The following is a 24,086-nucleotide window of genomic DNA, read 5'->3' on the forward strand; positions in this document are numbered from 1 at the left end:
TGGACACGCCAGTCGTATTCACCTATTCCCCAAAAAGATGGATTTTATGCGCAAAGAGGAGGCATCCGTCCAAACAACTCAGTTTGCATTGGTTGATGATATCACATGCTGAGGCTGCGATCAAGCGAAAGATGGCCTGCGACTCCGATGAATCTCAGGAGTTTCCGCCGCACTGCATCAGGAACCCTCCCGCACCGCGCAGAACACGAAGTATCCCGCCTTCCGATGCGCGATGTCAACCCGCGCGAACAACTCCCGCAGTTTCACCTCTGTCGACGGTGCCCCGTGCTTCCTTTGAATCACCACCCACAGTTTGCCCCCTGGCTTCAGCGCTCGGCGCGCCTCCTCGTACAGGCGAAACACCGTGGCCTTGCCCGCGCGGATCGGCGGATTCAAAAGGACGTGATCGAACCGGAGCTCGATTTCTCGCGGGATGCCGTCGTGATGAAGCACCACGGGCGGAGGGACCACATCGGCTGTATTGCGGCGCGCGAGCTCAACGGCCCGGCGATTGACGTCGATCATCCACCACTTTACGCCGGGATACGCGCGGGCGAGGATGGCCGTCACCGGGCCATAGCCACAGCCGAGATCGAGCGCAGAAGCCGCACCGGTGAGGTCGACCGCTTCAATTAGGCGGCGCGTCCCTTCGTCTAAGCCCGCTTTGCTGAACACACCGCGATCTGTCACCAACTCCACCGTGATGCCGCGGGCCTGAACCCGGACCACGCGCTCTTCGCTCGGCGCAGAAGGATCTCCCTGAAAGTAATGCTCCACATCGCCACCTCCGGTAAGCGAAAGGGGTGCCCATCGGGCACCCCTCGACGCTCTGCTTGTTTACTTGATTTCGACCGAAGCGCCGGCCTCTTCGAGCTTCGCCTTGATGCTCTCGGCCTCTTCCTTCGAGACCTTCTCCTTGATGGGCTTCGGCGCGCCGTCCACGAGATCCTTCGCTTCCTTCAGGCCGAGGCCCGTGATCTCGCGCACCACCTTGATGACGTTGATCTTCGAAGCGCCCGCGGACGCCAGGATCACGTCGAACTCCGTCTGCTCAGCCTGAGCCGCCTCACCAGCGCCCGGCGCCGCGCCCGCAAACGCAACCGGCGCAGCCGCCGTCACGCCGAACTCTTCCTCGATAGCCTTGACCAGCTCGTTCAACTCGAGCACCGTCATGTTTTTCACAGCTTCCAAGATCTCAGCCGTGGTCATCACAAAGCCCTCCTCATCCGATGGGTTTGCGCATCAACGCGCAACTTGCAACACCCGAATGCGCGAGCATCCGGTTCACTCGGCCGCTGCAGCCGCTTCGCCGCCCTGCTTTTCGGCCACCTGCGACAACACATACGCCAAATTGCGCATGGGCGCCTGCAGGACGCTGAGCAACATCGACAAGAGCCCCTCGCGCGACGGCAGTTTCGCGAGTGCTTCAATCTCTTTCGCATCGACGACCTTGCCCTCGACATATCCGCCCTTCAGCTCGAGCGCCTTGTGGTCGCGCGAGAACTCATGCAGGATCTTCGCCGGCGCGACGGGATCGTCGTAGCTGAAGGCGATAGCCGTCGGCCCCGTCAGGAACGGCTCCAACCCCTCAATCTCGGCCTGCTGGGCCGCACGCGTCGTCAGCGTGTTCTTGACGACGGAGTAATCGATCCCGGCCTGGCGCAGGCGCGCGCGCAGCTCGGTGTCCTCCGCCACCGTGAGGCCCCGATAGTCGGCGAGCACGATACTCTTGCTGCGGCGCATCCGCTCGGCGACGGACTGCACAATCTGCTCTTTTTCGGCACGGCGAATCGCCAAACCGCCCACCTCCCCGCAAAAGATGACCTTTACACAGCGAAAGGCGCCTCGACGACGCGAGGCGCCCACGAAATTCGACATGCCCATTGCACATCGGTGCGGGTAACGCCTCGGCAGGCAACTTTCACTGCCCTGGACGGGCAGACCTGCTGTCTACGGCCTTTCGCTATGGATGTTATAGCATACAAACACGGTTCTGGCCAGATCTCGCTGACTCACTCGCCGACCGCCGCGCGCTGCGGGTTGACGCGGATGCCAGGCCCCATGGTGGACGACACCGTCACGCCCCGCACATATGTGCCTTTTGCAGCTGGCGGCTTCGCCTTGACGAGCGCGCTCATCAGCGCTCGGAAATTCTCGACGAGCTGCTCCTTCTCGAACGACGCCTTGCCAATCGGGCAGTGAATGATACCTGCTTTGTCCAAGCGGTACTCAACCTTACCGGACTTGATCTCATTCACCGCGCGCGCGACGTCGAACGTCACCGTCCCGGTCTTCGGGTTTGGCATTAAGCCACGGGGACCGAGGATGCGGCCGAGACGCCCGACGGCAGGCATCATGTCCGGCGTCGCCACAGCGACGTCAAAGTCCAGCCAGCCCTGCGAGATCTTCTGAATCAGGTCTTCGTCACCGACGAAGTCCGCGCCCGCCTCCTGGGCCTCCCGAGCCTTCTCGCCCTTGGCGAAGACGAGGACCCGAGGCGTCTTGCCGGTGCCGTGCGGCAGCACGACCGCGCCGCGGACCTGCTGGTCCTGCTTTTTCGGATCCACGCCCAGGCGGACCGCGACCTCCACCGTCTCGTCAAACTTGGCGGTGGCGGTTTTCTTCACGAGGTCCATCGCCTCTTCGACGTCGTACAACTTATTCCGATCCACGAGCTTATGAAGCTCCTGGAGACGCTTGCTGACCTTTGCCATGTCACTCACCTCCGCGTGGTAATCGGTTGTGGAAACCTCCCACGGCCTCCCGCTTGCCGTCAGTCGACAACCGTGATGCCCATGCTGCGGGCCGTACCTTCGACCATCCGCATGGCGGCCTCGATCGACGCAGCATTCAAGTCTTGCATCTTCTGTTCGGCAATCTCGCGAACTTGCGCTCGCGTCACCTTGCCTACTTTGACGCGGTTCGGCTCTGCCGAACCCGTCTCGATGCCAGCCGCCTTCTTGAGCAACACGGAAGCCGGCGGGGTCTTCAATTCAAACGTGTACGAGCGGTCCTCATACACGTAGATGACGACCGGAATGATCAAACCGACCTGATCGGCCGTGCGGGCGTTGAACTCCTTACAGAAGCCCATGATGTTGCCCACTTGCGCTTGACCGAGCGCAGGACCTACCGGCGGCGCAGGCGTTGCCTTCCCGGCTGGAATTTGTAGCTTCACAACCTTGACGACCTTTTTCGGCAACACAGCCACCTCCTTCACACGAGATGTGGTGTTCGGGGTTTGCCCTCCCACAAAGAACCATCTATGGCAAGCCTAGCTTTGGCCAGGCTACAGAAAGCCGCCGGCATGAGGCCGGCGAACTCACTGCCGCATCTCAGACCGCGCAAACCACACCTTAAGGCAAGTGCTCCACCTGGGTAAAGTCGGCCTCCAGCGGCGTTTCGCGCCCGAACATGGAGACGAGAACCTTGAGCTTCTGGTGCTCCGGATGAACCTCCTCAACCGTCCCGACCATGTCCGCGAACGGGCCGCTGATCAAGCGCACGACGTCTCCGACCTTGAACTGCGCCACGGGCTTCGCTTCATTCACACCCATGGAACGCAGGATCTGTTCGACCTCGTGAGGCATGAGCGGCACAGGCTTCGATCCGGCGCCAGGCGATCCGACAAAGCCGGTCACGCCCGGGGTGTTGCGCACGACATACCAGGAGTCGTCCGTCATGATCATCTCGACCAGGACGTAACCTGGGTACGTCTTGCGTTGCACCACGCGCTTTTTGCCGTTTTTGATCTCGACAGCCTCTTCCGTAGGCACGACGACGCGGAAGATCCGGTCTTCCATGCCCATGGTCTGCACGCGGCTTTCGAGATTGCTCTTGACCTTGTTCTCGTAGCCGGAGTATGTGTGAATCACATACCACTGCTTTTCAAGATTCTCCATTGAGCAGGGCGAGCAGCCCGCCACCCCCATGACGCGTTAATCTACGCCGATGGCCGACATCGCCGCAGAAACGCCGATGTCAAACGCCCAGATGAGCACACCCAAGATGGCACACACCAAAAGGCAGGCCGCCGTGTACACCACGACCTCACGGCGCTTCGGCCAACGAACGCGCTTTAATTCCCGGAACGACTCCTTGAAGAAAGCGACGATGCCCGTGCGCTTCGCGTGCTGATTCAGTTCCACGAGGGTATCGTTCGGTTTCGCCACGTTCGATGCTCCTTTGTGAGCCATAAACGGCGCCTCAACGGGTCTCGCGGTGCGTCGTGTGCGAGTTGCAGGTGGGGCAATACTTCTTCAGTTCCAGACGATCCGGATCATTCTTCTTGTTCTTCGTCGTCGTATAGTTCCTCTGTTTGCACTCCGTGCAAGCGAGGGTGATGATCTCGCGCATTGTGGCACCTCCCCGTGTCAGCCGACCACGAAACCGATGTCTCGGTCATGGACGCAGAAACAGAAGAACCCCCGAACCGGGGCTCATACCTGCACAACATTATCATATCACGTTGCGCACCGTCAAGTATTTCTCCAGTTTCCGCTTGACCCGTTGAAGCGCGTTGTCGATGGATTTGACATGCCGAGCGAGATCCACGGCAATCTCCTGATACGAACGCCCGTCGAGATACAGCATCAACACTTGGCGCTCCAAATCGCTCAGCAATTCGGCCATCTTACCCTCAATATCGTCAAACTCTTCCTGGTTTATAATCAGCTCTTCCGGATCCGCGACGCGCACGGTACAGATGACGTCGAGCAGCGTGCGATCCGAATCCTCATCGTAAATGGGCTTGTCCAGCGAAACATAGGAATTGAGAGGAATATGCTTTTGTCTCGTGGCTGTTTTGATAGCGGTGATAATCTGGCGCGTGATGCACAGTTCGGCAAACGCCTTGAAGGAGGAGAGCTTGTCTCCGCGAAAATCGCGGATGGACTTATAGAGTCCAATCATGCCTTCCTGCACGATGTCTTCCCGATCAGCCCCAATGAGAAAGTACGACCGCGCCTTGGCCCGAACGAAATTCTTGTATTTGTGAATCAAATAGTCGAGCGCGTCGGTGTCGCCTCGATGAACAGCCTCAACCAACTCCTCGTCCGTCATGTTCTCGTAGGGCGCCGTGTCGTACGGCGGGGCCGCATCGGCGTCTCTAGGTGTCGGCTGCGTCGACAAACTCTATCACCCCGAGCCTCGTGAATGAGGCCATTATACATGATGCCAATTGAGAGGATCAATTGCGTTGAGACAGCAAAATAGGCGTCAGGACGCCATTTTCGACACGTTCAGCCTATCGCCGTCGCCATCGTTCGAGCTGATTCGCCAAATCACCCGTGAGTGCATCCCGCAGCGTCCGCCGCTCGCCGGCCGAATGGCGCTTCGTCTCGCGCTCGATGTCCTCCCTCATCTTCTCGAGCCGCACCAAGAGCTCGTTCGCAGAAATGCGCAGCGCGCCCCCGCCGAGCGCCACCTGCTGCTCCGCCGCATCCGACGTGGCCACCGTGATTTCCCGGTATTCGTCCCGCAGTTCGTACACCAACCGTTCAATTCGCGCGTCCGCCGTCTCCCCCGATTCCGTGAAGACGACGCGCACGCCCGCCTGCTCCTCCTCGTGGCCCAGGCCAGCCCTGCGGTGCGCATCGTACACGACGATCACGTCCTCGCCGTACATCGCGCGGTACTGGCTCAACAGGTCCTCGATTTCGCGGCGAGCCTCCTCCAGGTCCTCAATCTGCGCCAGGCTTCGTCCCGCCCGCCGCGCGATGACATTATAGCCATCCACAATGACGAGGCGCGTGAAACGCCCCCTACGCCCGCTGGCGGACCGCTTCATACAGCAGGACCCCCGCCGCGACCGAGGCGTTCAGACTTTGCACTCGGCCCAGAATCGGGATGGACACGACAAAGTCGCACTGCTCGCGAACCCATCGTCGCATCCCTTGACCCTCGGAGCCGATGACCACGGCCGTGGGCCCCCGGTAATCGACCTCGGTATAAGGCACCTTGCCCTCGACGTCGGCGCCGACAATCCAGTACCCTGCCTGCTTCAGCCGCTGCAGCGCCTGGGCAACGTTCGCCACGCGCGCCACAGGCATCGTCTCGAGCGCACCTGCTGCGGCTTTTGCGACGGCGTCGGTCACCTGCGCCTGGCGGCGCTTGCCAATAATCACGCCCTGCGCCCCCGATGCCTCCGCCGTCCGCAAAATCGCCCCAAAGTTGTGCGGGTCCGCGATCTCGTCGAGCACCACGACGAGCGGGGCAAAGCCCGTGTCGCGCCGAATGACGTCGTCGAGATCGACATAGGCGTAGGGTGCCACCTGCGCAATCACGCCCTGGTGTGCGCTCGCCATTTCGTCCAGCCTGCTCCGAGGCACAAACTGCACCACGATGCCGCGAGATCTCGCCTTGGCCACAATGGCGTCGATGCCTGAAGCGCCTTCCGCCACCCACACCTTATTCACGGGCCGTTCGTTCTCCAGCGCCGCCAGCACCGCGTGCCGGCCCTTGACGAGATCGCCCGCCTCCGCTCCTTCTGCCGATCGGCGCCGCACGCCGTCTCTCATCGACATGTTCAAGACTCCCTCGCTTGGTCATTTTGCGCATCCAGCGCCGCGAGCGCATGGGTGGCGATCTCGTCGAGCCGCTCCCGCTCGCCTGTGGCGTACAGGTAGCCCAGCAGCGCCTCGAAACCGGTCGCGAGCCTGTAGACCACCACATCGACGTTCCGGCGCGTATGGGACGACTTTTGATTCCGCCCGCGGCGAATCACGTCTCGTTCGGCGTCCGTCAGCACGGGCTCGAGCAGCCGAAGCGCCTCAGCCTGCGCGACGGCGGAGACGTAACGTGTGGCCTGCCGCTGCAAATCGCGCGGACGAAGAATGCCGAGATTGAGGCAGTGGTTGCGCGCATAGATCTCCCACACCGCGTCGCCCAAAAACGCGAGCGCAAGCGGCGAGACCTCATCCACCCGCCAGTTCACCTTCATGATTCGTAGCTCCAACGTGTGCCGTACGGCGTGTCCTCGAGCACGATACCGCGGTGCCGAAGATGGTCGCGAATCTCGTCCGCCCGGGCAAAGTCGCGCCGCTTCCGGGCTTCGGCTCGCTCCGCAATGAGCCGCTCGATCTCGTCCTCCAACCGCTCCTCTTCCTTCTTCGGAATGCCGAGCACGCCGAGCAGTTCGACGAAGAGATCCCGGTACAGGCGGAGATCGCCAAGCTTTACGCCGCCTTCTTCGAGGCGCGTGTTCACCAAGCGCACGCCGTCGAAGATGGCTGCCATCCCGTCCGCCGTGTTGAAGTCGTCGTCCATCGCTTCGATGAAGGCACGTCGGATCTGTTCCACGTCAGCATGCGCCTGGGCGGACGGGACTTCGTCCGCGCGATCGAGCGCCCCTTGCATCGCCTTCAGGGCCTCCGCGCGGTGGTCCAGGTCCCGGATCAAACGGTCGATCCGCGACAGCGCCTGCTCCGCCTGATCGAGCGCCTCCTCGGTGTAATTCAGCGGGTTCCGATAGTGCGCAGACAGGAGGAAAAAGCGCACGGCCCTCGGATCCCGGCGTTCCAGGAGGTCGCGGGCCATGATGAAGTTGCCCGTAGACTTGGACATCTTCTCGCCGTTGATGTTGAGCGTGCCGTTATGCAGCCAATAACGGGCGAAGGTCTTGCCCGAATGTGCCTCGCTTTGGGCGATCTCGTTCTCGTGATGCGGGAAGATGAGATCGCGCCCGCCCGCATGGATATCGATCTGCTCGCCGAGATACAGGTAATTCATGACGGAGCACTCGATGTGCCAGCCCGGGCGCCCCGGCCCCCAAGGGCTCGGCCACCACTCCTCGCCGGGCTTGGCCGCCTTCCACAGCGCGAAATCCGTCGGATCGTCCTTTTCGTCCTGCACTTCAATGCGGTAGCCCGCGCGCATGTCCTCCGGCGATTGGTGAGAAAGCTTGCCGTACTCCGGGAAGGAGGACGTGTCAAAGTAGACGCTGCCGTTTCGCTCGTAGGCGTGGCCGCGATCAATCAAATCCTGGATGAAGCGAATGATCTCGTCGACGCACTCGGTCACTCGCGGGTGCACGGTCGCGGGCCGGATGAACAGCTTGCCCGCGTCCTCGAAATAATAGCGAATGTTTTCCTCGGCGAGCTCACGCGGACTCACGCCGAGCTCCTGCGCGCGCTGAATGATGCGATCGTCGATATCGGTGAAGTTCTGCACGAAGCGCACTTCGTACCCTCGGTACTCCAGGTAGCGGCGGATGGTGTCGAAGACCACGAACATGCGCGCGTTCCCGAGGTGGAAGAAGTGATAGACCGTCGGACCACACGCGTAAAACCGCACCTTGCCGGGTTCGAGCGTCTGAAGCGGCTCCTTCTTGCCCGTCAGGCTGTTGTACAGGACAATCGCCACGCGATCCTCACCTCCCCTGATGCTCTGGCGCTTGTGCAAGCGCGAGGGCGCGGCGCATGCGCTCCACCGCCATCTCTTTCGGAAGAAGCGCCATCGACTTCTGCAGATCAGGGCCGTGCGTATGACCGGTCACGGCGGCCCGCACGGGCATGAACAGGTCTCGTCCCTTCACGCCAAGCGTCCGCCCTACCGCCTGCAAACGGGCCCGATTGGCCGCCTCATCCCAGGACGGATCTTGTTCGCACGCCGACAGATACGCGCGAACCACACGAGCAGCGCTCTCAGTCGCGAGCAGCGCACGCGCTTCTTCATCGTACGCCACTTCGGGCTCAAGCCACACGCTCGCGGCGGTGAAGAATTCCCGCGCACAGGCGAGGCCGTCCAGGACAAGGGCCACGGCCCGCTCGAGCCACTCGTCGTCCACGTACGGCGGGAACGAGTAGTTCAGGCGCACAGCCTGTTCGCGAATGAGCCGAACCGCCTCTTTCGGGTCAAGAGACTTGAAGTACTGGTTCGCCATCCAGCGGAACTTGGCGACGTCGAACACGGCACCGGCGCGCCCGACGCGGTCGAGATCGAACCGCGCGCAAAGCTCGTCCAGATCAAAGATTTCCTCTTCATCCCCGGGAGACCATCCGAGGAGCGCCAAGAAGTTCACGATGGCCTGCGGGACGTAGCCCTGCTCGCGGTACGCCGACACCGGCAGGACATTTGGATCTCGTTTGGATAATTTCTTCCGCGCCTCATCCAGGACAATCGGCAGATGCGCGAATTGCGGAGGCTGCCAGCCGAACGCCTCGTAGATGAGGAGCTGGCGCGGCGTGTTGGATAAGTGCTCTTCGCCTCGAATCACGTGCGTGATGGCCATGAGATGATCGTCGACGGCCACCTGAAAGTTGTACGTGGGCATGCCATCCCGCTTGAGGATGACGAAGTCTTTCAGATCCTCGCGCTCGAAGGCGATCTCGCCCCGGACGAGATCCCGCACCACGATGGGCGGGCCGGACGGCGCGCGGAACCGGATGGCGTGCGGCTCGCCCGCCTGGATGCGGTTCAAAGCCTCCGCCGGATCGAGCGACGCACAGGTCCCTGTGCAGCCCATCGCGCCCACACCCAGGCCGTTGTCGCCGTCCTCGTCCGGGCGAGCTTCCTTCGCCTCGCCCTGATGGCAGAAGCACGCGTACGCCATCCCTGATTCCAACAGTTTCTGCGCATGACTGCGATAAATCGGAATTCGCTCGCTGCACCGATACGGCCCGTACGGCCCGCCAATGTCGAAACCCTCGTCCCACGTTAGGCCGAGCCAGCGGAATGTCTCCACAAAGGCGTGCTCCGCCCCGGGGACGTTTCGCTCTACATCGGTGTCCTCGAGCCGCAGGACGAACTGCCCGCCGGTGTGACGCGCATAGAGGAAGTTGAAGAGCGCCGTGCGCACCCCACCGATATGAAGATGGCCGGTCGGACTAGGAGCGAACCGCACGCGCACGCTCACGGGGCCTGCCCCCTCTCCGCAAGCGGCACGACCAAGGCCACCGCCTGCGCGGCGATACCCTCCCCGCGCCCGATGAAGCCCATCTTCTCGTTGGTAGTAGCCTTGATGGACACGTCGCGCTCGTGAACCTGGAGCACCTCGGCAAGGCGCCTCCTCATCTCGGGCACGTGGGGCAGCAACTTCGGCCGCTCCGCGATGACCATCACATCCACGTTCCCCACGCGATACCCCTCGCGCTGGAGCATGGCGACCACCTCGCGCATCAGTGACAGGCTGTCGGCGCCCTCGAACCGGTCGTCGTCCGGCGGAAAGTGCTGCCCGATGTCGCCGAGGCCAAGGCTGCCGAGCAGCGCGTCCATGATGGCGTGCGCGATGACGTCAGCGTCCGAATGGCCGAGGAGCCCGAACGGGGCATCGATGCGCACGCCGCCCAGCACAAGCGGCCTGCCCTCCGCAATCCGGTGCACATCATACCCGAGTCCAATCCGCATGTTCCGCCCTCCCCCACCGTTCGCGCGCCAGCCAGCGCGCGTAGTCGAGATCGGCAGGCGTCGTGATCTTGCCGTTGAACGCCGTCGACGTCACGGCGACGACCGGCACGCCCGCCGCTTCCATCGCCCCACTGTCGTCCGTGGGGGAATCGTCCGCCGAATAGGGACGCTCCAGGTACACGCGCGACACGAGATCGGCCCGAATCGCCTGAGGCGTCTCCGCGAGAAACAGATTGTCCCGAGGAACGGTCTCTTGCACCAAGCCGCCCTCCACACGTTTGACGGTGTCTCGACAGGGCGTTCCGAGCACCGCACCGCCGAACCGTATGGCGGCCTCAAACACGCGCCGCACGTCCTCCTCGGCCACGAAGGGACGGGCGGCGTCGTGAATGGCGAAGGCGGACCGAGCCGGATCGACCTGATGACGAGCCATCAGCTCCAGCGCGCACTTCACGCCCGACACAACAGACGCGTGGCGCGTCTCCCCGCCTTCTGCGAAATGAAGTTCGCGGCCGGCGACACGCGCCTCCTCCTGCATGCGATGCACGTCCCCCGGAGACGCCACCACGACAATCTCATCGGCACCGCCGCTGATCATGGCTTCAACCGAGCGAAGCCACATCGGGCGGCCGGCGAGATCGAGAAACTGCTTTTTGAAACCCATGCGGCGGCCTTCACCGGCCGCCACCACGATGGCCACCCACATCCGCGTTCCCCTTCCCCAACGTCCCGTAGCATGGAAAGGTCGAGGACGCGCTCCGCGCCCTCGCCCTCCGCAGCGCCACTCGTAATACCTTCCGCGCACGCGCCGATTCGTCACTCACAGCGCCTTTTCCAACAGTTTGGGTTTCGCGAAGATCATGCGCCCCGCGGACGTCTGCAGGACGCTCGTCACGAGCACGGTGATCTTGCCGCCAATGTACTCGCGCCCGCCCTCGATGACAATCATCGTGCCGTCATCCAAATAGGCCACGCCCTGATTGTGTTCCTTGCCGTCCTTGATGACGTGGACCTGCAGTTCCTCACCCGGTAGGACGACCGGCTTGAGGGCGTTGGCGAGATCGTTGATGTTCAGGACCTGCACGCCCTGCAACTCGCAGATCTTGTTCAAGTTGAAGTCGTTGGTCACGACCTTGCCCCGCATCTGTTTTGCGAGCCGGACGAGTTTCGCGTCGACTTCCTGGATGTCGTCGAAGTCGGTCTCGACAATTTGGACCTGGACCTTTGACTCCTTCTGGATGCGATTCAGGATGTCGAGCCCGCGGCGCCCGCGGTTCCGCTTCAGCGCGTCGGAAGAGTCCGCGATGTGCTGGAGCTCAGCCAGGACGAAGGAAGGGATCACAAGCGTGCCGTCGAGAAATCCGGTCTCCACGAGATCCGCGATCCGGCCATCGATGATGACGGACGTGTCGAGGAGCTTTGCGTCCCCGGGTCTGAGTCCCGACTTCTTGTCTTTGCCGTCGGAACGGTCGCGATCGCGCGAGAGGCGCCCCGCCAACAAATTCCACAACTCCTCGCGCTTGGTGAACCCGATGCGCAAGCCGAGGTAAGCGAAAAACACCGCGACGAAAACTCCACCGCGACGCCGACCAAGGGAATCGCGCGAATTTCGGGCGAGAACAGGTATGCGACGACAAGTCCTATGACCATGCCGATGGTGCCGCCCAGAATATCGGCCAGGGGCGCGCTCTTCAGCCGCTCCTCCAGCCATCGCAAAAGCGCTGAAACGTATCCTGCGAGCGAAACGGTCGCCACCAAAAACAGCGCGCCGCCCACGGCGGCACCGAACCAGTTGGTCGTCACAAACGAGCGATGCAGATGAAACACATCAAGGAATAAGTCCGGACAAAGCTGATAACCTAACAAGACACCGACAACCACGAAAAACAGGTGCACGACCTTCTTCATCATCCGAGGTCACCTCCTGTGCCTAGTATGCACGTCCTCTATCCCATCCTAACCGATGCACTTCCAAAACACCTGGAATTTTGCCGACGGACGAGATGGTTCAATGGTTTTGAAAAAATTGGAGCACCATGTTCAGTGTAACATGTTTCAGGCTGCGCGTAAAGCGATTCCATGGTCTGCATGAGCGCACAAGGATTACTTCTTCGTGCCGTGGGCCATGTCGCCGTCTCCACCTTTGCGACCGACGATAGACGAGCGAATGGCGTGGACCATGCCGTACGCGGCGTACAGCCCCAGAACGGCGAAGATCAGGACGTCGGTGCCGACAATTTGGAACCGCAGGATACAGACGACGAGAAGCGCAATCAACGGCACCAGGGCGAGAACGGACTTGGGATAAGACAGGCGCTTGAAGTTAGGATAGGGAATCGAGCTCACCATCAAGAGCGACAGGAGCACGGTGGCTGCCGATAGGAGGATCGACGCCGGCTCGAACGCGGATTGGGTCAGGGCGAGCGTAGCTTCGACGCCTCCCGCAGCCGTGATGGGCAAACCGATGAAGGTGTCGGAGGGACCCCGCTGGGTGTGAAAACGCGCCAGGCGCAGGGCGCCGCAAAGAGGAAACAGGATGGCGACGAGATGGCCCAGGATGCCGAGATGCTTCAGCACCTCGTGATACATGATCATCGCCGGCGCGACCCCGAACGTCACCATATCGGACAGCGAGTCAAGAATTCGGCCAAATTCGCTTTCCGCTCGAAACCAACGCGCAACGCGCCCGTCCAAGCCGTCGATGATCATGCCAAAGACAACGAAAAGCGCACTGAGACCAGCCCGACCTGCCTGCAGGATCAGCATCGAACTGAGCCCGGCAACGAGATTGAGGGCCGTCAGCGCGTTGGGAATCCATCGAATATACAAGCCTCACGCCTCCCGGGCGGGTCAAATCTGACGATCAATCAGCACTTGCTCCTGAATGCGTCCGAGTCCATTTTGAATCATGCGGGCGCGGACCGGGCCGACGCCCTCCACCTTATCCAGGTCCGCCATGGACGCCTTGAGAATGTTGGACAGGACGCCGAAGTGCTCGACGAGGTTTTCAATCACAGGCTGGGGCAACCGGCTGATTTTGTTCAAAATCCGGTAACCGCGCGACGGAACGCTTTCCTCCAGCTGGTTGACGCTCGGCGGATAGCCAAGAATGCGCGCCAGCAGCGCCCCGTCGAGCAGTTCCTCGGACGAGAGGCTGTGGATCTGCGACATGATTTGATGCGGCGTGTGAGGACACTCGGGATGGACGAAATCCTTGATCAGCAGGTACGCCTGCTCGTCGACATCCGAGACGAGTTCCTCCAGCTGCATGCTCACCAATCGGCCCTCGTTGCCGAGCTCGATGATGTAGCGGCGGATCTCGTTGGTCACCCGCAACACGGTCTCGAACCGCTGAAGGACGCGCGTGACGTCCTCCAGTGTCACCGCCTCCTCGAATTCCAGGGCACTCAGATCCGTGAGCTCCTGCTCCAGGACCGTCTTGTATTTTTCAAGCGTCTGTAGCGCCTGATTGGCTTTGGCCAAGATGACGCTGATGTCGCGCAGCACGTATTTCAAATTGCCTTGGTATAGCGTGATCACGTTTCGGCGCTGCGAGATGCAGATGACCAACTGGCCGCTCTGGCGAGCCACGCGCTCCGCGGTCCGATGCCTCGTCCCGGTTTCCGAGGTGGGGATGGTGTGGTCCGGGTTCAGCGTCGTGTTGGCGTAGTGGACCTTCTTGGCATCCTCGCTAATAATGATGGCGCCGTCCATCTTGGCGAGCTCATACAGATGGGACGGCGTCAGATCGCACTGGATGGCGAAACCGCCGTCCATCATGGAGAGCACCGTCTCTGTCGCACCGACGACGATGAGCCCGCCCGTCTTGGCGCGCAGAATGTTCTCGATTCCCTCTCGGAGGACGGTCCCTGGCGCAACCATGCGCAAGATTTTATTGATGGCAGCTTCCCGCTTGGCGTCGTCCTTCACAATGTCACCTCAAAAGGCTTGATCGATCGCGTCCTGCACAGAGCGAACCTGCACAATCTCCATACCAGGCACGGCCTCGGGCACAGACTGCCCAGCCGGAACGATGCAGCGATGAAAACCAAGTTTACGCGCTTCGCGAATGCGCTCGGCGAGCCGCGTCACAGCGCGCACCTCGGCCGTAAGGCCCACTTCCCCGATGTACACGCCTGGCCGCAAGGGTCGATCCCGGTGGCTCGCGACGAGCGCCAACGCGATGCCGAGATCGGCCGCGGGCTCCTCCACGCGGACCCCGCCCGCGATGTTCACATACGCGTCACAAGACCCGAGCTGCATGCCAAGCCGCCGCTCCAAGACTGCCAGGAGCATGTTCATGCGCTGTAGGTCGGCCCCCGTCGTCATGCGGCGCGGCGTGCCGAACGACGTGGAGGCGACGAGCGCCTGCACTTCGAGAAGAAGCGGGCGCCGCCCTTCCATGGCGCACACCACGGCCGAGCCGGGGGCAACCTCACGGCGCTCCGACAGAAAGAGCTCGGACGGATTCGAAATCTCGCGAAGCCCGTCGTCCCTCATCTCGAATACCGCAAGCTCATTGGTCGATCCAAACCGATTTTTGACGGCGCGCAGCACTCTATACATATGATGGCGATCGCCCTCGAAGTATAAGACGGCGTCGACCATGTGCTCGAGCATGCGCGGCCCCGCGATGGCCCCGTCCTTTGTCACATGTCCGACAATGAAAGTGGCCATGCTCTCTGCCTTGGCCACGCGCAAAAGCAGTCCCGTACATTCCCGAACCTGCGCCACGCTTCCGGGCGCAGAGGCGAGGCCCGGGCGAAACACGGTCTGGATGGAATCGACAATCAGGAATTGAGGCTTCAGTTCCACGGCCGCTTCAAGGGCTGCGTCGAGATCCGTCTCCGCGAGCACGTATAGTTCGCCGTGCACCGTGCCGAGCCGTTCCGCCCGCAGGCGAATCTGCGTCGCACTCTCCTCCCCCGAAATGTAGAGCACGCGGTGCCCGTTCTTCGCGATGGCGTGCGAGACCTGCAGCAACAGCGTCGACTTGCCGATTCCGGGATCTCCGCCAATCAGGACAAGGGAGCCAGGAACCACGCCGCCCCCCAACACGAAATCGCACTCGGACAGGCCCGTGCTCAACCGGTTCTCCGCCTGGGCCGGGATGGACACAATCGGCTTCGGCACCACGCGCGCCTTCGAGGGCGCGAATCGGCCGCTCGGCGCCACCTCTTCCTCCACCAGCGTGTTCCACTCGCCACAGGCGGGGCAGCGCCCCATCCACTTTACTTCGACATGGCCACACATCTGGCACACGTATCGCGTCTTGACCTTCGGCAATCCGCCTCGCCGCCTTCCAAGTCCTCATCAACATGATACAGAACTCTCCGCGTACGTCCATGCCAGACGCGAAATTTCTGCGTGCAGGGGAGTGAAAGTGCCCACAGCTTACAACCCAATGGGGGCAGCTGAGCGTGCGCGTGCACGTTCAACTGCCCCCTTGACGGTCTGTACGCTTGTTTCGGCGATCACGCTCCCGCGCCGACCGGCTGCTCGTTCACCTTTTCGATCCGCAACTTGTCGCCATCCACGCCGAGCAGGACGCGATCGCCCTTCTTGATCTCGCCCGCAATGAGCGCGGACGAAAGGAGATCCTCGACGTTGCGGACAATGGCCCGCTGCAGCGGCCGCGCGCCGTACTGCGGATCGAACCCGACCTTCGCGAGGAACTTCTTCGCCTCGTCCGTGAGCTCGAACTCGATCTCCTGTTCTTTCAGGCGACGCTTCAGATTGTCCACCATCTTGTCCACGATCCGCTCGATGTGCGTCTCATCCAGCGGGTGGAACACGATGATCTCGTCGATGCGGTTGAGGAACTCCGGCCGGAAGGTGCGCTTGAGTTCGTCCATCACCTTGTCCTTCATGCCCAGATACTTATCCTCTTCCCGCTTGAAGCCGAGCGCACCGCCCTTGCGAAGCTCCTCGGCGCCCACGTTCGAGGTCATAATGATGACCGTGTTGCGGAAGTCAACCGTGCGACCCTTGCCGTCCGTGAGCCGGCCGTCGTCCAGCACCTGCAGCAGGATGTTGAACACTTCCGGATGGGCCTTTTCGATCTCGTCCAAAAGCACCACGGAATACGGCTTCCGGCGCACCTTCTCGGTCAACTGACCGCCTTCCTCGTACCCCACGTATCCCGGCGGCGATCCGACGAGCCGCGACGTGGAGTGGCGCTCCATGTACTCCGACATGTCAATGCGGATAAGCGCGTCCTCATCGCCAAACAGCGCTTCAGCGAGCGCACGCGCGAGCTCCGTCTTGCCAACGCCCGTCGGCCCGAGGAAGATGAACGAACCAATGGGCCTCTTCGGGTCTTTCAGGCCAGCGCGCGCCCGGCGAATGGCCTTGGCCACGGCCTCGACCGCCTCGTCCTGCCCAATGACGCGCTCGTGCAGGATCTTCTCCAGGTTGAGCAGCCGCTCCGACTCGTCCTGCTGGAGTTGCTGTACCGGGATTCCCGTCCACGACGACACGATGTGGGCGATATCTTCTTCCGTCACGCGCACGTCGTCCAGCTGCTGCGTCTTCTGCCACGTCTCCTTTAGCCGCTCGAGCTCCTCCTTGATCTTCTGCTCCTCATCGCGCAGGCTGGCCGCCAGCTCGAACTCCTGGCTCTGCACAGCGGCGTCCTTCTCGCTGCGCACCTTCTCCAGTTTCTGCTCCAGTTCCTTGAGGTTCGGAGGAGCGGTGTGCGTGCGCAACCTCACGCGCGAAGCGGCCTCGTCAATCAGGTCGATGGCCTTATCCGGCAAGAACCGATCCGAGATGTACCGATCCGACAGCTTCACCGCGGCCTCGAGCGCTTCGTCCGTGATCTTCACGCGGTGATGCGCTTCGTACCGATCCCGCAATCCCTTGAGGATCTCCAGCGCCTCCTCCGGCGACGGCTCGTCAACCATGATGGGCTGGAAGCGCCGCTCGAGCGCCGGATCCTTCTCGATGTGCTTGCGGTATTCGTCGAGCGTGGTCGCGCCGATGCATTGGAGCTCGCCACGAGCAAGCGCCGGCTTCAGGATGTTGGACGCGTCGATGGCGCCCTCCGCGCCGCCCGCCCCGATGAGCGTGTGCAGCTCGTCGATGAACAGGATGACGTTTCCGGCCTGGCGGATTTCATCCATAATCTTCTTCAACCGATCCTCGAATTCACCGCGGTACTTGGTACCGGCGACCACCGTGCCCATGTCGAGCACCATCACGCGCTTGTTGCGCAGTGTCTCCGGCACATCCCCCGTCACAATCCGCTGCGCCAGCCCTTCGGCGATGGCGGTCTTCCCGACGCCGGGTTCGCCGATGAGGACCGGGTTGTTCTTGGTGCGCCGCGACAACACCTGAATCACGCGCTCAATTTCCTTCTCTCGCCCGATGACGGGATCCAGCTTGCCATCGCGCGCCATCTGCGTCAGATCGCGCGCCAGGCTGTCGAGCGTCGGCGTGCCGACGGAGGCGTCTTTGTCGCCCGCGATGTCCATGGCGTCGCCGCCCAAGAGCTGCAGCACCTGCTGGCGCGCCTTGTTCAGATTCACGTTCATGTTGGCGAGCACGCGCGCCGCAACGCCTTCGCCCTCGCGAATCAGGCCGAGCAGCAGGTGCTCCGTCCCCACGTACGAGTGACCGAGCTTCCGGGCTTCGTCGATGGACAGCTCAATGACCTTTTTCGCCCTCGGCGTGTAGGTCATCGCCGTGACCGGGGTCTGCCCGCGGCCCACCATCCGCTCAATCTCCTGTTGCACCTTGTCCGCCTGCACGCCGAGCATCTGCAGGGCTTTCGCCGCAATCCCCTCGCCTTCGCGGATCAGGCCGAGCAAAATGTGCTCGGTGCCCACGCCCGGGTGATTCAGGCGAGAAGCCTCTTCTTGCGCCAGCGCCAACACCTTCTGAGCTCTCTCCGTAAACCGTGCATACATCATCCATGCACCTCCGTATCATTCATTCTCAGCCGATCCCGAATCAACTGCGCGCGCCGCACGTCGCGCTCGTTCGGGCTCAGCTCGCGATTGTAGTATTTTGCAGACAGGCCGGCTGCGTGAGCACCATCAGTTCCTTCAGGATGCCGGCCGACACGCCTTGGATAATGCCGAGATCGATCCCCAGTCGCACGTCCGACAGCCGCTCCAACGTCTCCTTCGAATCCATCTTGCGCGCATACGCCAGGATGCCAAACGAGCGGCTGACGCGGTCCTCGAGCTGGATCCGGTTGCGCTCCATCAGGAGTTTGCGCGCGTTCCGCTCCTGCTCGATGATCTGTTGGACGACGCTCATCAGATTCGCGATGATCTCTTCCTCGCTCTCGCCCAGTGTGATCTGGTTCGACACCTGATACAGATTCCCGAACGACTCCGACCCTTCGCCGTAGATGCCGCGAACCGCTAGCCCAACCTGGGACACGGCGGTGAGCAGCCTCTGAATGCCACCCGTGAGCGCAAGACCCGGCAGGTGCATCATGACCGATGCGCGAATGCCGGTTCCGACGTTGGTCGGACAGGCCGTCAGGTAACCGTATTGATCGTGATACGCGTAGGTCAAGGTCTGCTCGAGGGCGTCGTCCACCTGGCTCGCCAGATTCCACGCTTCCTGCAAGCGAAGCCCCGGAAGGATGCACTGGATGCGCAGGTGGTCTTCCTCATTGACCATAATGCTGACGACCTCGTCGTCGCGGAGGACAATGGCGCCATGTTTCTCTTGCTGCGCGAGATCGGGACTGATGAGATGCTTTTCGACGAACATCTGCCGATCGAGCGGCGTGAGATCCCGGCAACGGATGAACTCGAACTTGCCAAGCCGCTTCATGGCGTCGTTCTCCGCGGCCTGCCGCACGAGTTCCATGACCTCGTTGGCGTGCGCGTCGGTCGCCAGCGTGGGAAAGGGGAATCCTTTCAGGTTTCGGGCGAGCCGGATGCGACTCGTGAGCACGATATCGTCTTCGGGCCCGGTTTCTTTCATCCATTTGCTGATGGTTCGTTTGACAAAGTCTGCGAGGGACATCTCCACACCTCCTCACTGCGCGCCCTGTTCCAGTTTGCGGATTTCGTCGCGCAGTTGCGCCGCGCGCTCGAACTGCTCCTGCGCCACGGCCTGCTGTAGTTCCCGGCGAAGCTGCTCCAGCTTGCGCGCCAACTGTTGGCGCTCGCCCGCCGAGCCCGGGACTTTTCCCGTGTGCCGCAGACCATTCTGGATGCGCCGCAACAGCGGCTCAAGCCGCGCCGAAAACGCGTCGTAGCAGTCCGGGCAACCGAACCTGCCGATCTGCGTAAACTGGTTGTACGTCATTCCGCACGTTCCGCATCGCTGCTGGGCCTGGGGGGTGACAGGCGCGAATCCCGAGGACGACTCCATGTTTAAGAGCCCGCTCAAGAGCTTATTGAAGTCGAACGGGCTTCCCATCAGAAACGGATTGGGAAACACGTCGCCCTGTTCTTTGGCGCATACCTCGCACAGGTGATAGGCCGTTTGCACACCGTTGATGATTTTCGTCACGTGGACCGTCGCCGGTCGCTCATGGCACCGCTCGCAAAGCATCGGTCCCACCTCGCTTTCAAGGTTTTCGGTACGCTGCCAACGCCTGCAGCGCACTTGCCAGCAACTTCGCCCGCAGCCGATCTCGATATGGAAGGTCGAGTGCGAGCACGTCCCGGCGCAACATGGCGGAAATCAACGCGGCTTCGCGGTCCGTCAACCACCCGTCCCGGTGCAGGCGTTCGATCAGCGCCTCGCTGGCGGACTGGCTCACCTCGTCCCCGAGCGATCTCAGCACGTCCCACAGCAGGTGATCCTTGTCGAGCTTCACGCGCCGAATGCGGATGTACCCGCCGCCGCCGCGCTTGGACTCGACGATGTACCCGTGATCCGTCGTGAAGCGCGTGCTGATGACGTAGTTGATTTGAGACGGGACGCAGTGAAACTGCTCCGCGAGCTCATTGCGCTGAATCTCGATCACGTCAAGCCCGCCTTCTTCCATGAGTCGTTTCAGATACGCCTCGATGATGTCGGAGATGTTGCTTGCCATGATGACAACCCCTAACGCAGCACCGTCCTCTGAAGTTCCATTTGACTTTGATTTTTTGACTTTGACTTTTCTTGACCTTATTATACACCTGCCCGCGGGAAATGCAAGAGGGGTTTGGTTCTAGTGTGCACAAAAATCCAATGCATTCTGCGCCCGCGCCTCTCACCACACAAAGTCCCGTTCAACGGTGACATGCACAAGGTTTAGCCCGCCGTCGATGCGCTACGAAGGTTCGATGCAACGCCCGCTGAGTCCCATGCAAGGTCTCATGCGCATTCGAGACGGGATCGCCCACTTCGCCCGGTTTACGCTTGCCTCGCATGCAAAAATTCGCGGGCCGGCCCGCCCGAGCGAGGGAAAGGTTCATGCTTCCGCTGTCGGTGTTGCACGATATCGTTCATCGCGCCCGCCGTGTCAACATCGGTTGTAAAATCCCCAATAACATCGGTTGAGAATTCCCCAAGATCATCGGCCTCAATTCCTCAAAATCATCGGGATGAATTCCCCACCCCCATGTCGAATCGTGGCACCTGTCATCCATTCATGGGAGGTGCCCGTCATGAGGGAGGACGAGAGGATGGAATCAGGCAACTTTACGAGGCAGGCGTCAGCATCTCGGAGCTGGCCAGAAGATTCGGCTATGACCGAAAGACCATTCGCAGTGCACTGAATTCATCGGTGGAGGAGAAGCAGGGCGAAAGAGCGTCGCGTGGGGAGCGAAAGAAAGGTTCCAAGCTGGAGCCCTACAAAGATTACGTGAAGCAGCGCATGCAACTTGGTGTGCTCAACGCTGTACGAATTCTACGAGAGATTCGGGAGCAGGGCTATACCGGCGGGATCACCGTCCTGCGAGAGTTCATGAAGCCCCTTCGCCCGGTGGTCTCTGCCAAGGCCACGGAACGCTATGAGTCGGACCCTGGTGAACAAGCCCAGATCGACTTGGGGGCCTTCCCCTACTACGATTCGCACGGTCAGCGACGAACGATTTGGGCCTTCGCCATGGTACTCGCCTACTCCCGCATGCTCTACGTTGAGTTTATCAAAGCGGCAGACCAACTGCACATCCTTCAGGCCCTTCGCAACGCGCTGGAGTTCTTTGGCGGTGTGCCTCGGGTGATTCTCAGCGACAACTGTTCGTCTTTGGTCGTCGCCAATGACGGTCAGGGTCACGTGGACTGGCAACCGGCGTATCTCGATTTTGCCAAGTTCTACGGATTCGTGCCCAAGGCATGTCGGCCTCGCCGGAGCCAGACCAAAGGCAAGGTAGAACGGCCCATTCGCTATATCCGGGACAACTTCTGGCCAGTTGCCTTTGTGGACGAAGCGGATTTGAACCGACAGGTCGCGTGGTGGCGCGATCACGTCGCCAACGTCCGCATCCACGGAACGACACATGAACAGCCCATCGTGCGGTTTCAAGCTGAGAAGCTGCAACCGCTACCGGCCACCCCATATATGTTGGCTTGTGCAGGTCTTCGGAAGGTGATGAGTGACTGCCGGGTCTCCTGGAACACGAACTTGTACACCGTTCCCTGGTCGTATGTGGGCCACACGGTCCTGGTCCGAGAGTTCGAATCGGGTCGCCTGCAGATCGAATACGGGGGACAGGTGATTGCGGAGCATCGTGTGCTGCCCGGCAAGCATCAAATCTCCACGGACCCCCGAGCACTACAAGAACCTCCCTCGGGACACCGCGAATCCAGCGCGGGGTAAGACAGCGGGATGGCAAGTCGATCCGGACGTGGAGCAGCGCGAGCTTGGGGTCTATGAACAGATCGCCATGGGAGGTCATGTGCAATGAGCGAGGCATTGGTGGTCGCTCAGGTCGAGGAACAACTGTTGGACCTGGGCTTGAAGCGAGCTGCTGCCGTCTTGCCGGCGTGCGTGGAGTGGGCCGCCGGGCAAGAGGCGACCTATGTCGCATTTCTCCAGCGTTTGCTGGAGGCTGAGCAGGAGGAGCGGCACAGCCGGGCCATGCAGGCTCGGCTGCGCTTGGCGAACTTCCCGTTCCACAAGACCCTCGCCGACTTCGACTTCTCGTTCCAGCCATCTGTGGATGAGCGCCAAATCCGAGAGCTCGCAACGCTAACGTTTGTCCAAGAATGCGGAAACGTGATTTTCCTAGGGCCTCCAGGGGTGGGAAAGACGCATTTGGCCGTGGCCCTCGGCATGGAGGCGATTCGCCAGCGGATGAGCGTCTACTTCGTCACCATGCAGAAACTCGTGAGCGATTTTTTACGCCGAGCCTACCAAGAAGGGCGGCTGGACAGGCGGCTCCGAGTCTATACGCAGCCAAAGATTCTGATCTGTGATGAGGTGGGCTACTTGCCTCTTGACGCGCTCGACGCCGCGAACTTTTTCCGGCTGGTCTCAGAGAGGTACGAGCGAGGGTCGTTGCTCATCACGTCCAACACGAGTTTCACGAATTGGGGAACGCTCTTTGGCGACCAGGTCCTGGCCGCCGCCTTACTCGACCGTTTGTTGCATCATGCAACGACCGTGAATATCCGTGGCAACAGTTACCGCATGAAAGACAAGCTGCGAGCTGGCGTTACGCACGGATTCTCGGCAACAAGAGACGAAGCGAACACATGTGTGGGGAACGAATCGCGATGATTTTGGGGAATCGAATCCGCTGTTTTTGAGGAATCGGGCGCGATTTTTTTGGGGAGTTTTAATCCGCTGTTGACACCGCGAAGGAGATGACGTCTGTCTGCACGCGCTTTTCGACATGTTTCGTCCCCTATTGCGAGGCGCCGCCAAGCGGTATGCGCGCGTCGCCGGGTACGACGAGGCGTATCAGGAGGCGTGCGCCGCGTTTCTGCACGCCATTGCAACACATCACCCAGACGCTGCCCCGTTTCCGGCATACGCCGCAAGTCGAGTGTATGGCGACACCCGCACCTCCATGCGAAGGTGGTGGTTGGCGCAGGAGCGAACAGCGTTCCAGAGGCAATCCGAGGAGGGAAGCCACGAGGAGTGGGACGAAGAACCGGAGCGCAAAGGCCCTTGCTGCTCCGCGGAAGGAGATTCGTTCGACCGCGTGGACCAGCGCCTGACCCTTTTGCGCCTGGCGCGCGAAGCGAGGCTCGCGCCACGAGAAGCCGCCTGGCTCGCGCTCGAACTGGCCGGGCTGGACACGAGTGAGGTGGCAGAGCAACTCGGCGTAAGCCCCGCGACCGTCCGCACCTGGCGCATGCGCGCCGTGCGCAAGATGCGCGAGCGGGCTTTGAACGCGGGGCTGTCCCTGAGCGATCTGTGAGCATTTGACCAGGCGAGGCCGTATCAGGCCTCGCCATCCGCAATGGCAAACAGAATGGTGGCTTCCGCCACCAGCTTGCCATCCACATGGGCCCGGCCCGTTCCTCGGCCCATTCGGCCCTTCATGCGGTCGATCACGACTTCCATGTCCAGCCGGTCTCCGGGCCGCACCTCACCGCGGAAGCGCGCGCCGTCGACACCCGCGAGCAGCGGGCGCTTCCCGCGGTAGGCCGGATCGGCCAAGATGGCGACGCCGCCAAGCTGCGCCATCGCCTCAATGATGAGCACCCCCGGCATAATGGGATAAGCGGGAAAATGGCCTTGAAAGTGAGGTTCATTGGCAGTCACGAGCTTGTACCCCACCGCGCGGCCGCCATCGATCTCCGTGACGCGGTCGACCAGGAGAAACGGGTAGCGATGCGGCAGAATTTGTTGAATCTCCTCGATACTCAGGGGAAGTTTCTGCTCCATC

General features: G+C 61.5%; 26 protein-coding genes and 2 pseudogenes. 3 read left to right on the forward strand and 25 right to left on the reverse strand.

Translation table 11 applies throughout. From position 1 onward, the window contains the following. Window positions 1-177: 177 nt before the first annotated feature. From TC41_RS14130 to TC41_RS14245, 24 genes and pseudogenes are all read right to left on the reverse strand, one after another. Complete coding sequence (locus tag TC41_RS14130) at window positions 178-777, reverse strand: class I SAM-dependent methyltransferase (RefSeq protein ID WP_014465741.1); 600 nt, start codon at window positions 775-777, stop codon at window positions 178-180. A 60-nt stretch (window positions 778-837) separates the two neighbouring features. After that, on the reverse strand, window positions 838-1,212 hold the full coding sequence (gene rplL / locus TC41_RS14135) for a 50S ribosomal protein L7/L12 (RefSeq protein WP_014465742.1): 375 nt from the start codon (window positions 1,210-1,212) through the stop codon (window positions 838-840). Between the two features lie 72 nt (window positions 1,213-1,284). Continuing rightward, window positions 1,285-1,797: a 50S ribosomal protein L10 gene (rplJ, locus tag TC41_RS14140; RefSeq protein ID WP_008339821.1), complete on the reverse strand. Its 513-nt coding sequence runs from the start codon at window positions 1,795-1,797 to the stop codon at window positions 1,285-1,287. A gap of 215 nt (window positions 1,798-2,012) precedes the next feature. Next, the gene (gene rplA / locus TC41_RS14145; protein ID WP_014465744.1) at window positions 2,013-2,714 is read right to left on the reverse strand and encodes a 50S ribosomal protein L1; all 702 of its coding nucleotides are present in this window, start codon (window positions 2,712-2,714) and stop codon (window positions 2,013-2,015) included. A gap of 59 nt (window positions 2,715-2,773) precedes the next feature. Continuing rightward, on the reverse strand, window positions 2,774-3,202 hold the full coding sequence (rplK, locus tag TC41_RS14150; RefSeq protein WP_035469244.1) for a 50S ribosomal protein L11: 429 nt from the start codon (window positions 3,200-3,202) through the stop codon (window positions 2,774-2,776). 154 nt (window positions 3,203-3,356) lie between these two features. Continuing rightward, on the reverse strand, window positions 3,357-3,902 hold the full coding sequence (nusG, locus tag TC41_RS14155) for a transcription termination/antitermination protein NusG (protein ID WP_014465746.1): 546 nt from the start codon (window positions 3,900-3,902) through the stop codon (window positions 3,357-3,359). Between the two features lie 36 nt (window positions 3,903-3,938). Next, a complete protein-coding gene (gene secE, locus TC41_RS14160; RefSeq protein WP_237699965.1) occupies window positions 3,939-4,172 on the reverse strand; it encodes a preprotein translocase subunit SecE in 234 nt (77 codons plus the stop codon). Between the two features lie 34 nt (window positions 4,173-4,206). Next, complete coding sequence (rpmG, locus tag TC41_RS14165) at window positions 4,207-4,356, reverse strand: 50S ribosomal protein L33 (RefSeq protein WP_008339831.1); 150 nt, start codon at window positions 4,354-4,356, stop codon at window positions 4,207-4,209. 102 nt (window positions 4,357-4,458) lie between these two features. Beyond that, complete coding sequence (gene sigH / locus TC41_RS14170; protein WP_041695517.1) at window positions 4,459-5,130, reverse strand: RNA polymerase sporulation sigma factor SigH; 672 nt, start codon at window positions 5,128-5,130, stop codon at window positions 4,459-4,461. A gap of 115 nt (window positions 5,131-5,245) precedes the next feature. Next, complete coding sequence (locus TC41_RS14175; RefSeq protein WP_014465749.1) at window positions 5,246-5,788, reverse strand: YacP-like NYN domain-containing protein; 543 nt, start codon at window positions 5,786-5,788, stop codon at window positions 5,246-5,248. Continuing rightward, window positions 5,763-6,530 (reverse strand): 23S rRNA (guanosine(2251)-2'-O)-methyltransferase RlmB, encoded by a 768-nt coding sequence (gene rlmB, locus TC41_RS14180; RefSeq protein WP_041695518.1) that lies wholly within the window; start codon window positions 6,528-6,530, stop codon window positions 5,763-5,765. The genes TC41_RS14175 and rlmB overlap by 26 nt, the downstream gene beginning before the upstream one ends. Then, entirely contained in the window at window positions 6,527-6,940 is a 414-nt protein-coding gene (locus tag TC41_RS14185; protein ID WP_014465751.1) for a Mini-ribonuclease 3, read from the reverse strand. The genes rlmB and TC41_RS14185 overlap by 4 nt, the downstream gene beginning before the upstream one ends. Continuing rightward, complete coding sequence (gene cysS / locus TC41_RS14190; protein WP_041695519.1) at window positions 6,937-8,361, reverse strand: cysteine--tRNA ligase; 1,425 nt, start codon at window positions 8,359-8,361, stop codon at window positions 6,937-6,939. Before cysS ends, TC41_RS14185 begins: the two co-directional genes overlap by 4 nt. 7 nt (window positions 8,362-8,368) lie before the next feature. Continuing rightward, window positions 8,369-9,853 carry a glutamate--tRNA ligase gene (gltX, locus tag TC41_RS14195; protein ID WP_041695520.1) on the reverse strand — a complete coding sequence of 495 codons (1,485 nt, stop codon included), beginning with the start codon at window positions 9,851-9,853 and terminating at the stop codon, window positions 8,369-8,371. Continuing rightward, window positions 9,850-10,344 carry a 2-C-methyl-D-erythritol 2,4-cyclodiphosphate synthase gene (gene ispF, locus TC41_RS14200; RefSeq protein WP_014465754.1) on the reverse strand — a complete coding sequence of 165 codons (495 nt, stop codon included), beginning with the start codon at window positions 10,342-10,344 and terminating at the stop codon, window positions 9,850-9,852. Before ispF ends, gltX begins: the two co-directional genes overlap by 4 nt. Next, complete coding sequence (locus TC41_RS14205; protein WP_014465755.1) at window positions 10,322-11,050, reverse strand: IspD/TarI family cytidylyltransferase; 729 nt, start codon at window positions 11,048-11,050, stop codon at window positions 10,322-10,324. The genes ispF and TC41_RS14205 overlap by 23 nt, the downstream gene beginning before the upstream one ends. A 114-nt stretch (window positions 11,051-11,164) precedes the next feature. After that, window positions 11,165-12,255, reverse strand: a pseudogene (locus TC41_RS14210) (PIN/TRAM domain-containing protein). 192 nt (window positions 12,256-12,447) lie between these two features. Then, entirely contained in the window at window positions 12,448-13,173 is a 726-nt protein-coding gene (gene pssA, locus TC41_RS14215; protein WP_014465757.1) for a CDP-diacylglycerol--serine O-phosphatidyltransferase, read from the reverse strand. Window positions 13,174-13,194: 21 nt separating this feature from the next. Then, entirely contained in the window at window positions 13,195-14,274 is a 1,080-nt protein-coding gene (gene disA / locus TC41_RS14220; RefSeq protein WP_014465758.1) for a DNA integrity scanning diadenylate cyclase DisA, read from the reverse strand. A 9-nt stretch (window positions 14,275-14,283) separates the two neighbouring features. Next, the gene (gene radA / locus TC41_RS14225) at window positions 14,284-15,630 is read right to left on the reverse strand and encodes a DNA repair protein RadA (RefSeq protein WP_014465759.1); all 1,347 of its coding nucleotides are present in this window, start codon (window positions 15,628-15,630) and stop codon (window positions 14,284-14,286) included. 188 nt (window positions 15,631-15,818) lie between these two features. Continuing rightward, window positions 15,819-18,257 (reverse strand): ATP-dependent Clp protease ATP-binding subunit, encoded by a 2,439-nt coding sequence (locus TC41_RS14230; protein WP_014465760.1) that lies wholly within the window; start codon window positions 18,255-18,257, stop codon window positions 15,819-15,821. Beyond that, window positions 18,254-19,332 (reverse strand): annotated as a pseudogene (locus tag TC41_RS14235) (protein arginine kinase). The gene TC41_RS14230 and the pseudogene TC41_RS14235 overlap by 4 nt, the downstream one beginning before the upstream one ends. Window positions 19,333-19,344: 12 nt before the next feature. Next, the gene (locus tag TC41_RS14240; RefSeq protein ID WP_014465762.1) at window positions 19,345-19,866 is read right to left on the reverse strand and encodes a UvrB/UvrC motif-containing protein; all 522 of its coding nucleotides are present in this window, start codon (window positions 19,864-19,866) and stop codon (window positions 19,345-19,347) included. A 16-nt stretch (window positions 19,867-19,882) separates the two neighbouring features. Beyond that, complete coding sequence (locus TC41_RS14245) at window positions 19,883-20,353, reverse strand: CtsR family transcriptional regulator (protein WP_014465763.1); 471 nt, start codon at window positions 20,351-20,353, stop codon at window positions 19,883-19,885. Window positions 20,354-20,896: 543 nt separating this feature from the next. Here TC41_RS14245 and istA point away from each other — a divergent pair. The 3 genes from istA (at window position 20,897) to TC41_RS14260 (ending at window position 23,615) form a co-directional block, all read left to right on the forward strand. Then, complete coding sequence (gene istA / locus TC41_RS14250; RefSeq protein WP_014465765.1) at window positions 20,897-22,066, forward strand: IS21 family transposase; 1,170 nt, start codon at window positions 20,897-20,899, stop codon at window positions 22,064-22,066. An 84-nt stretch (window positions 22,067-22,150) separates the two neighbouring features. After that, a complete protein-coding gene (gene istB, locus TC41_RS14255) occupies window positions 22,151-22,969 on the forward strand; it encodes an IS21-like element helper ATPase IstB (RefSeq protein WP_014465766.1) in 819 nt (272 codons plus the stop codon). Window positions 22,970-23,066: 97 nt separating this feature from the next. Then, window positions 23,067-23,615, forward strand: a complete 549-nt coding sequence (locus tag TC41_RS14260; RefSeq protein ID WP_258165049.1) for a sigma-70 family RNA polymerase sigma factor — start codon at window positions 23,067-23,069, stop codon at window positions 23,613-23,615. Between the two features lie 23 nt (window positions 23,616-23,638). Here the strand turns inward: TC41_RS14260 and fabZ are convergent, their stop codons facing one another. Then, window positions 23,639-24,085: a 3-hydroxyacyl-ACP dehydratase FabZ gene (gene fabZ / locus TC41_RS14265; protein WP_014465768.1), complete on the reverse strand. Its 447-nt coding sequence runs from the start codon at window positions 24,083-24,085 to the stop codon at window positions 23,639-23,641. Between the last annotated feature and the right edge of the window lies 1 nt (window position 24,086).

The sequence above is a fragment of the Alicyclobacillus acidocaldarius subsp. acidocaldarius Tc-4-1 genome, assembly GCF_000219875.1.
Taxonomy (GTDB): Bacteria; Bacillota; Bacilli; order Alicyclobacillales; family Alicyclobacillaceae; genus Alicyclobacillus; species Alicyclobacillus acidocaldarius_A.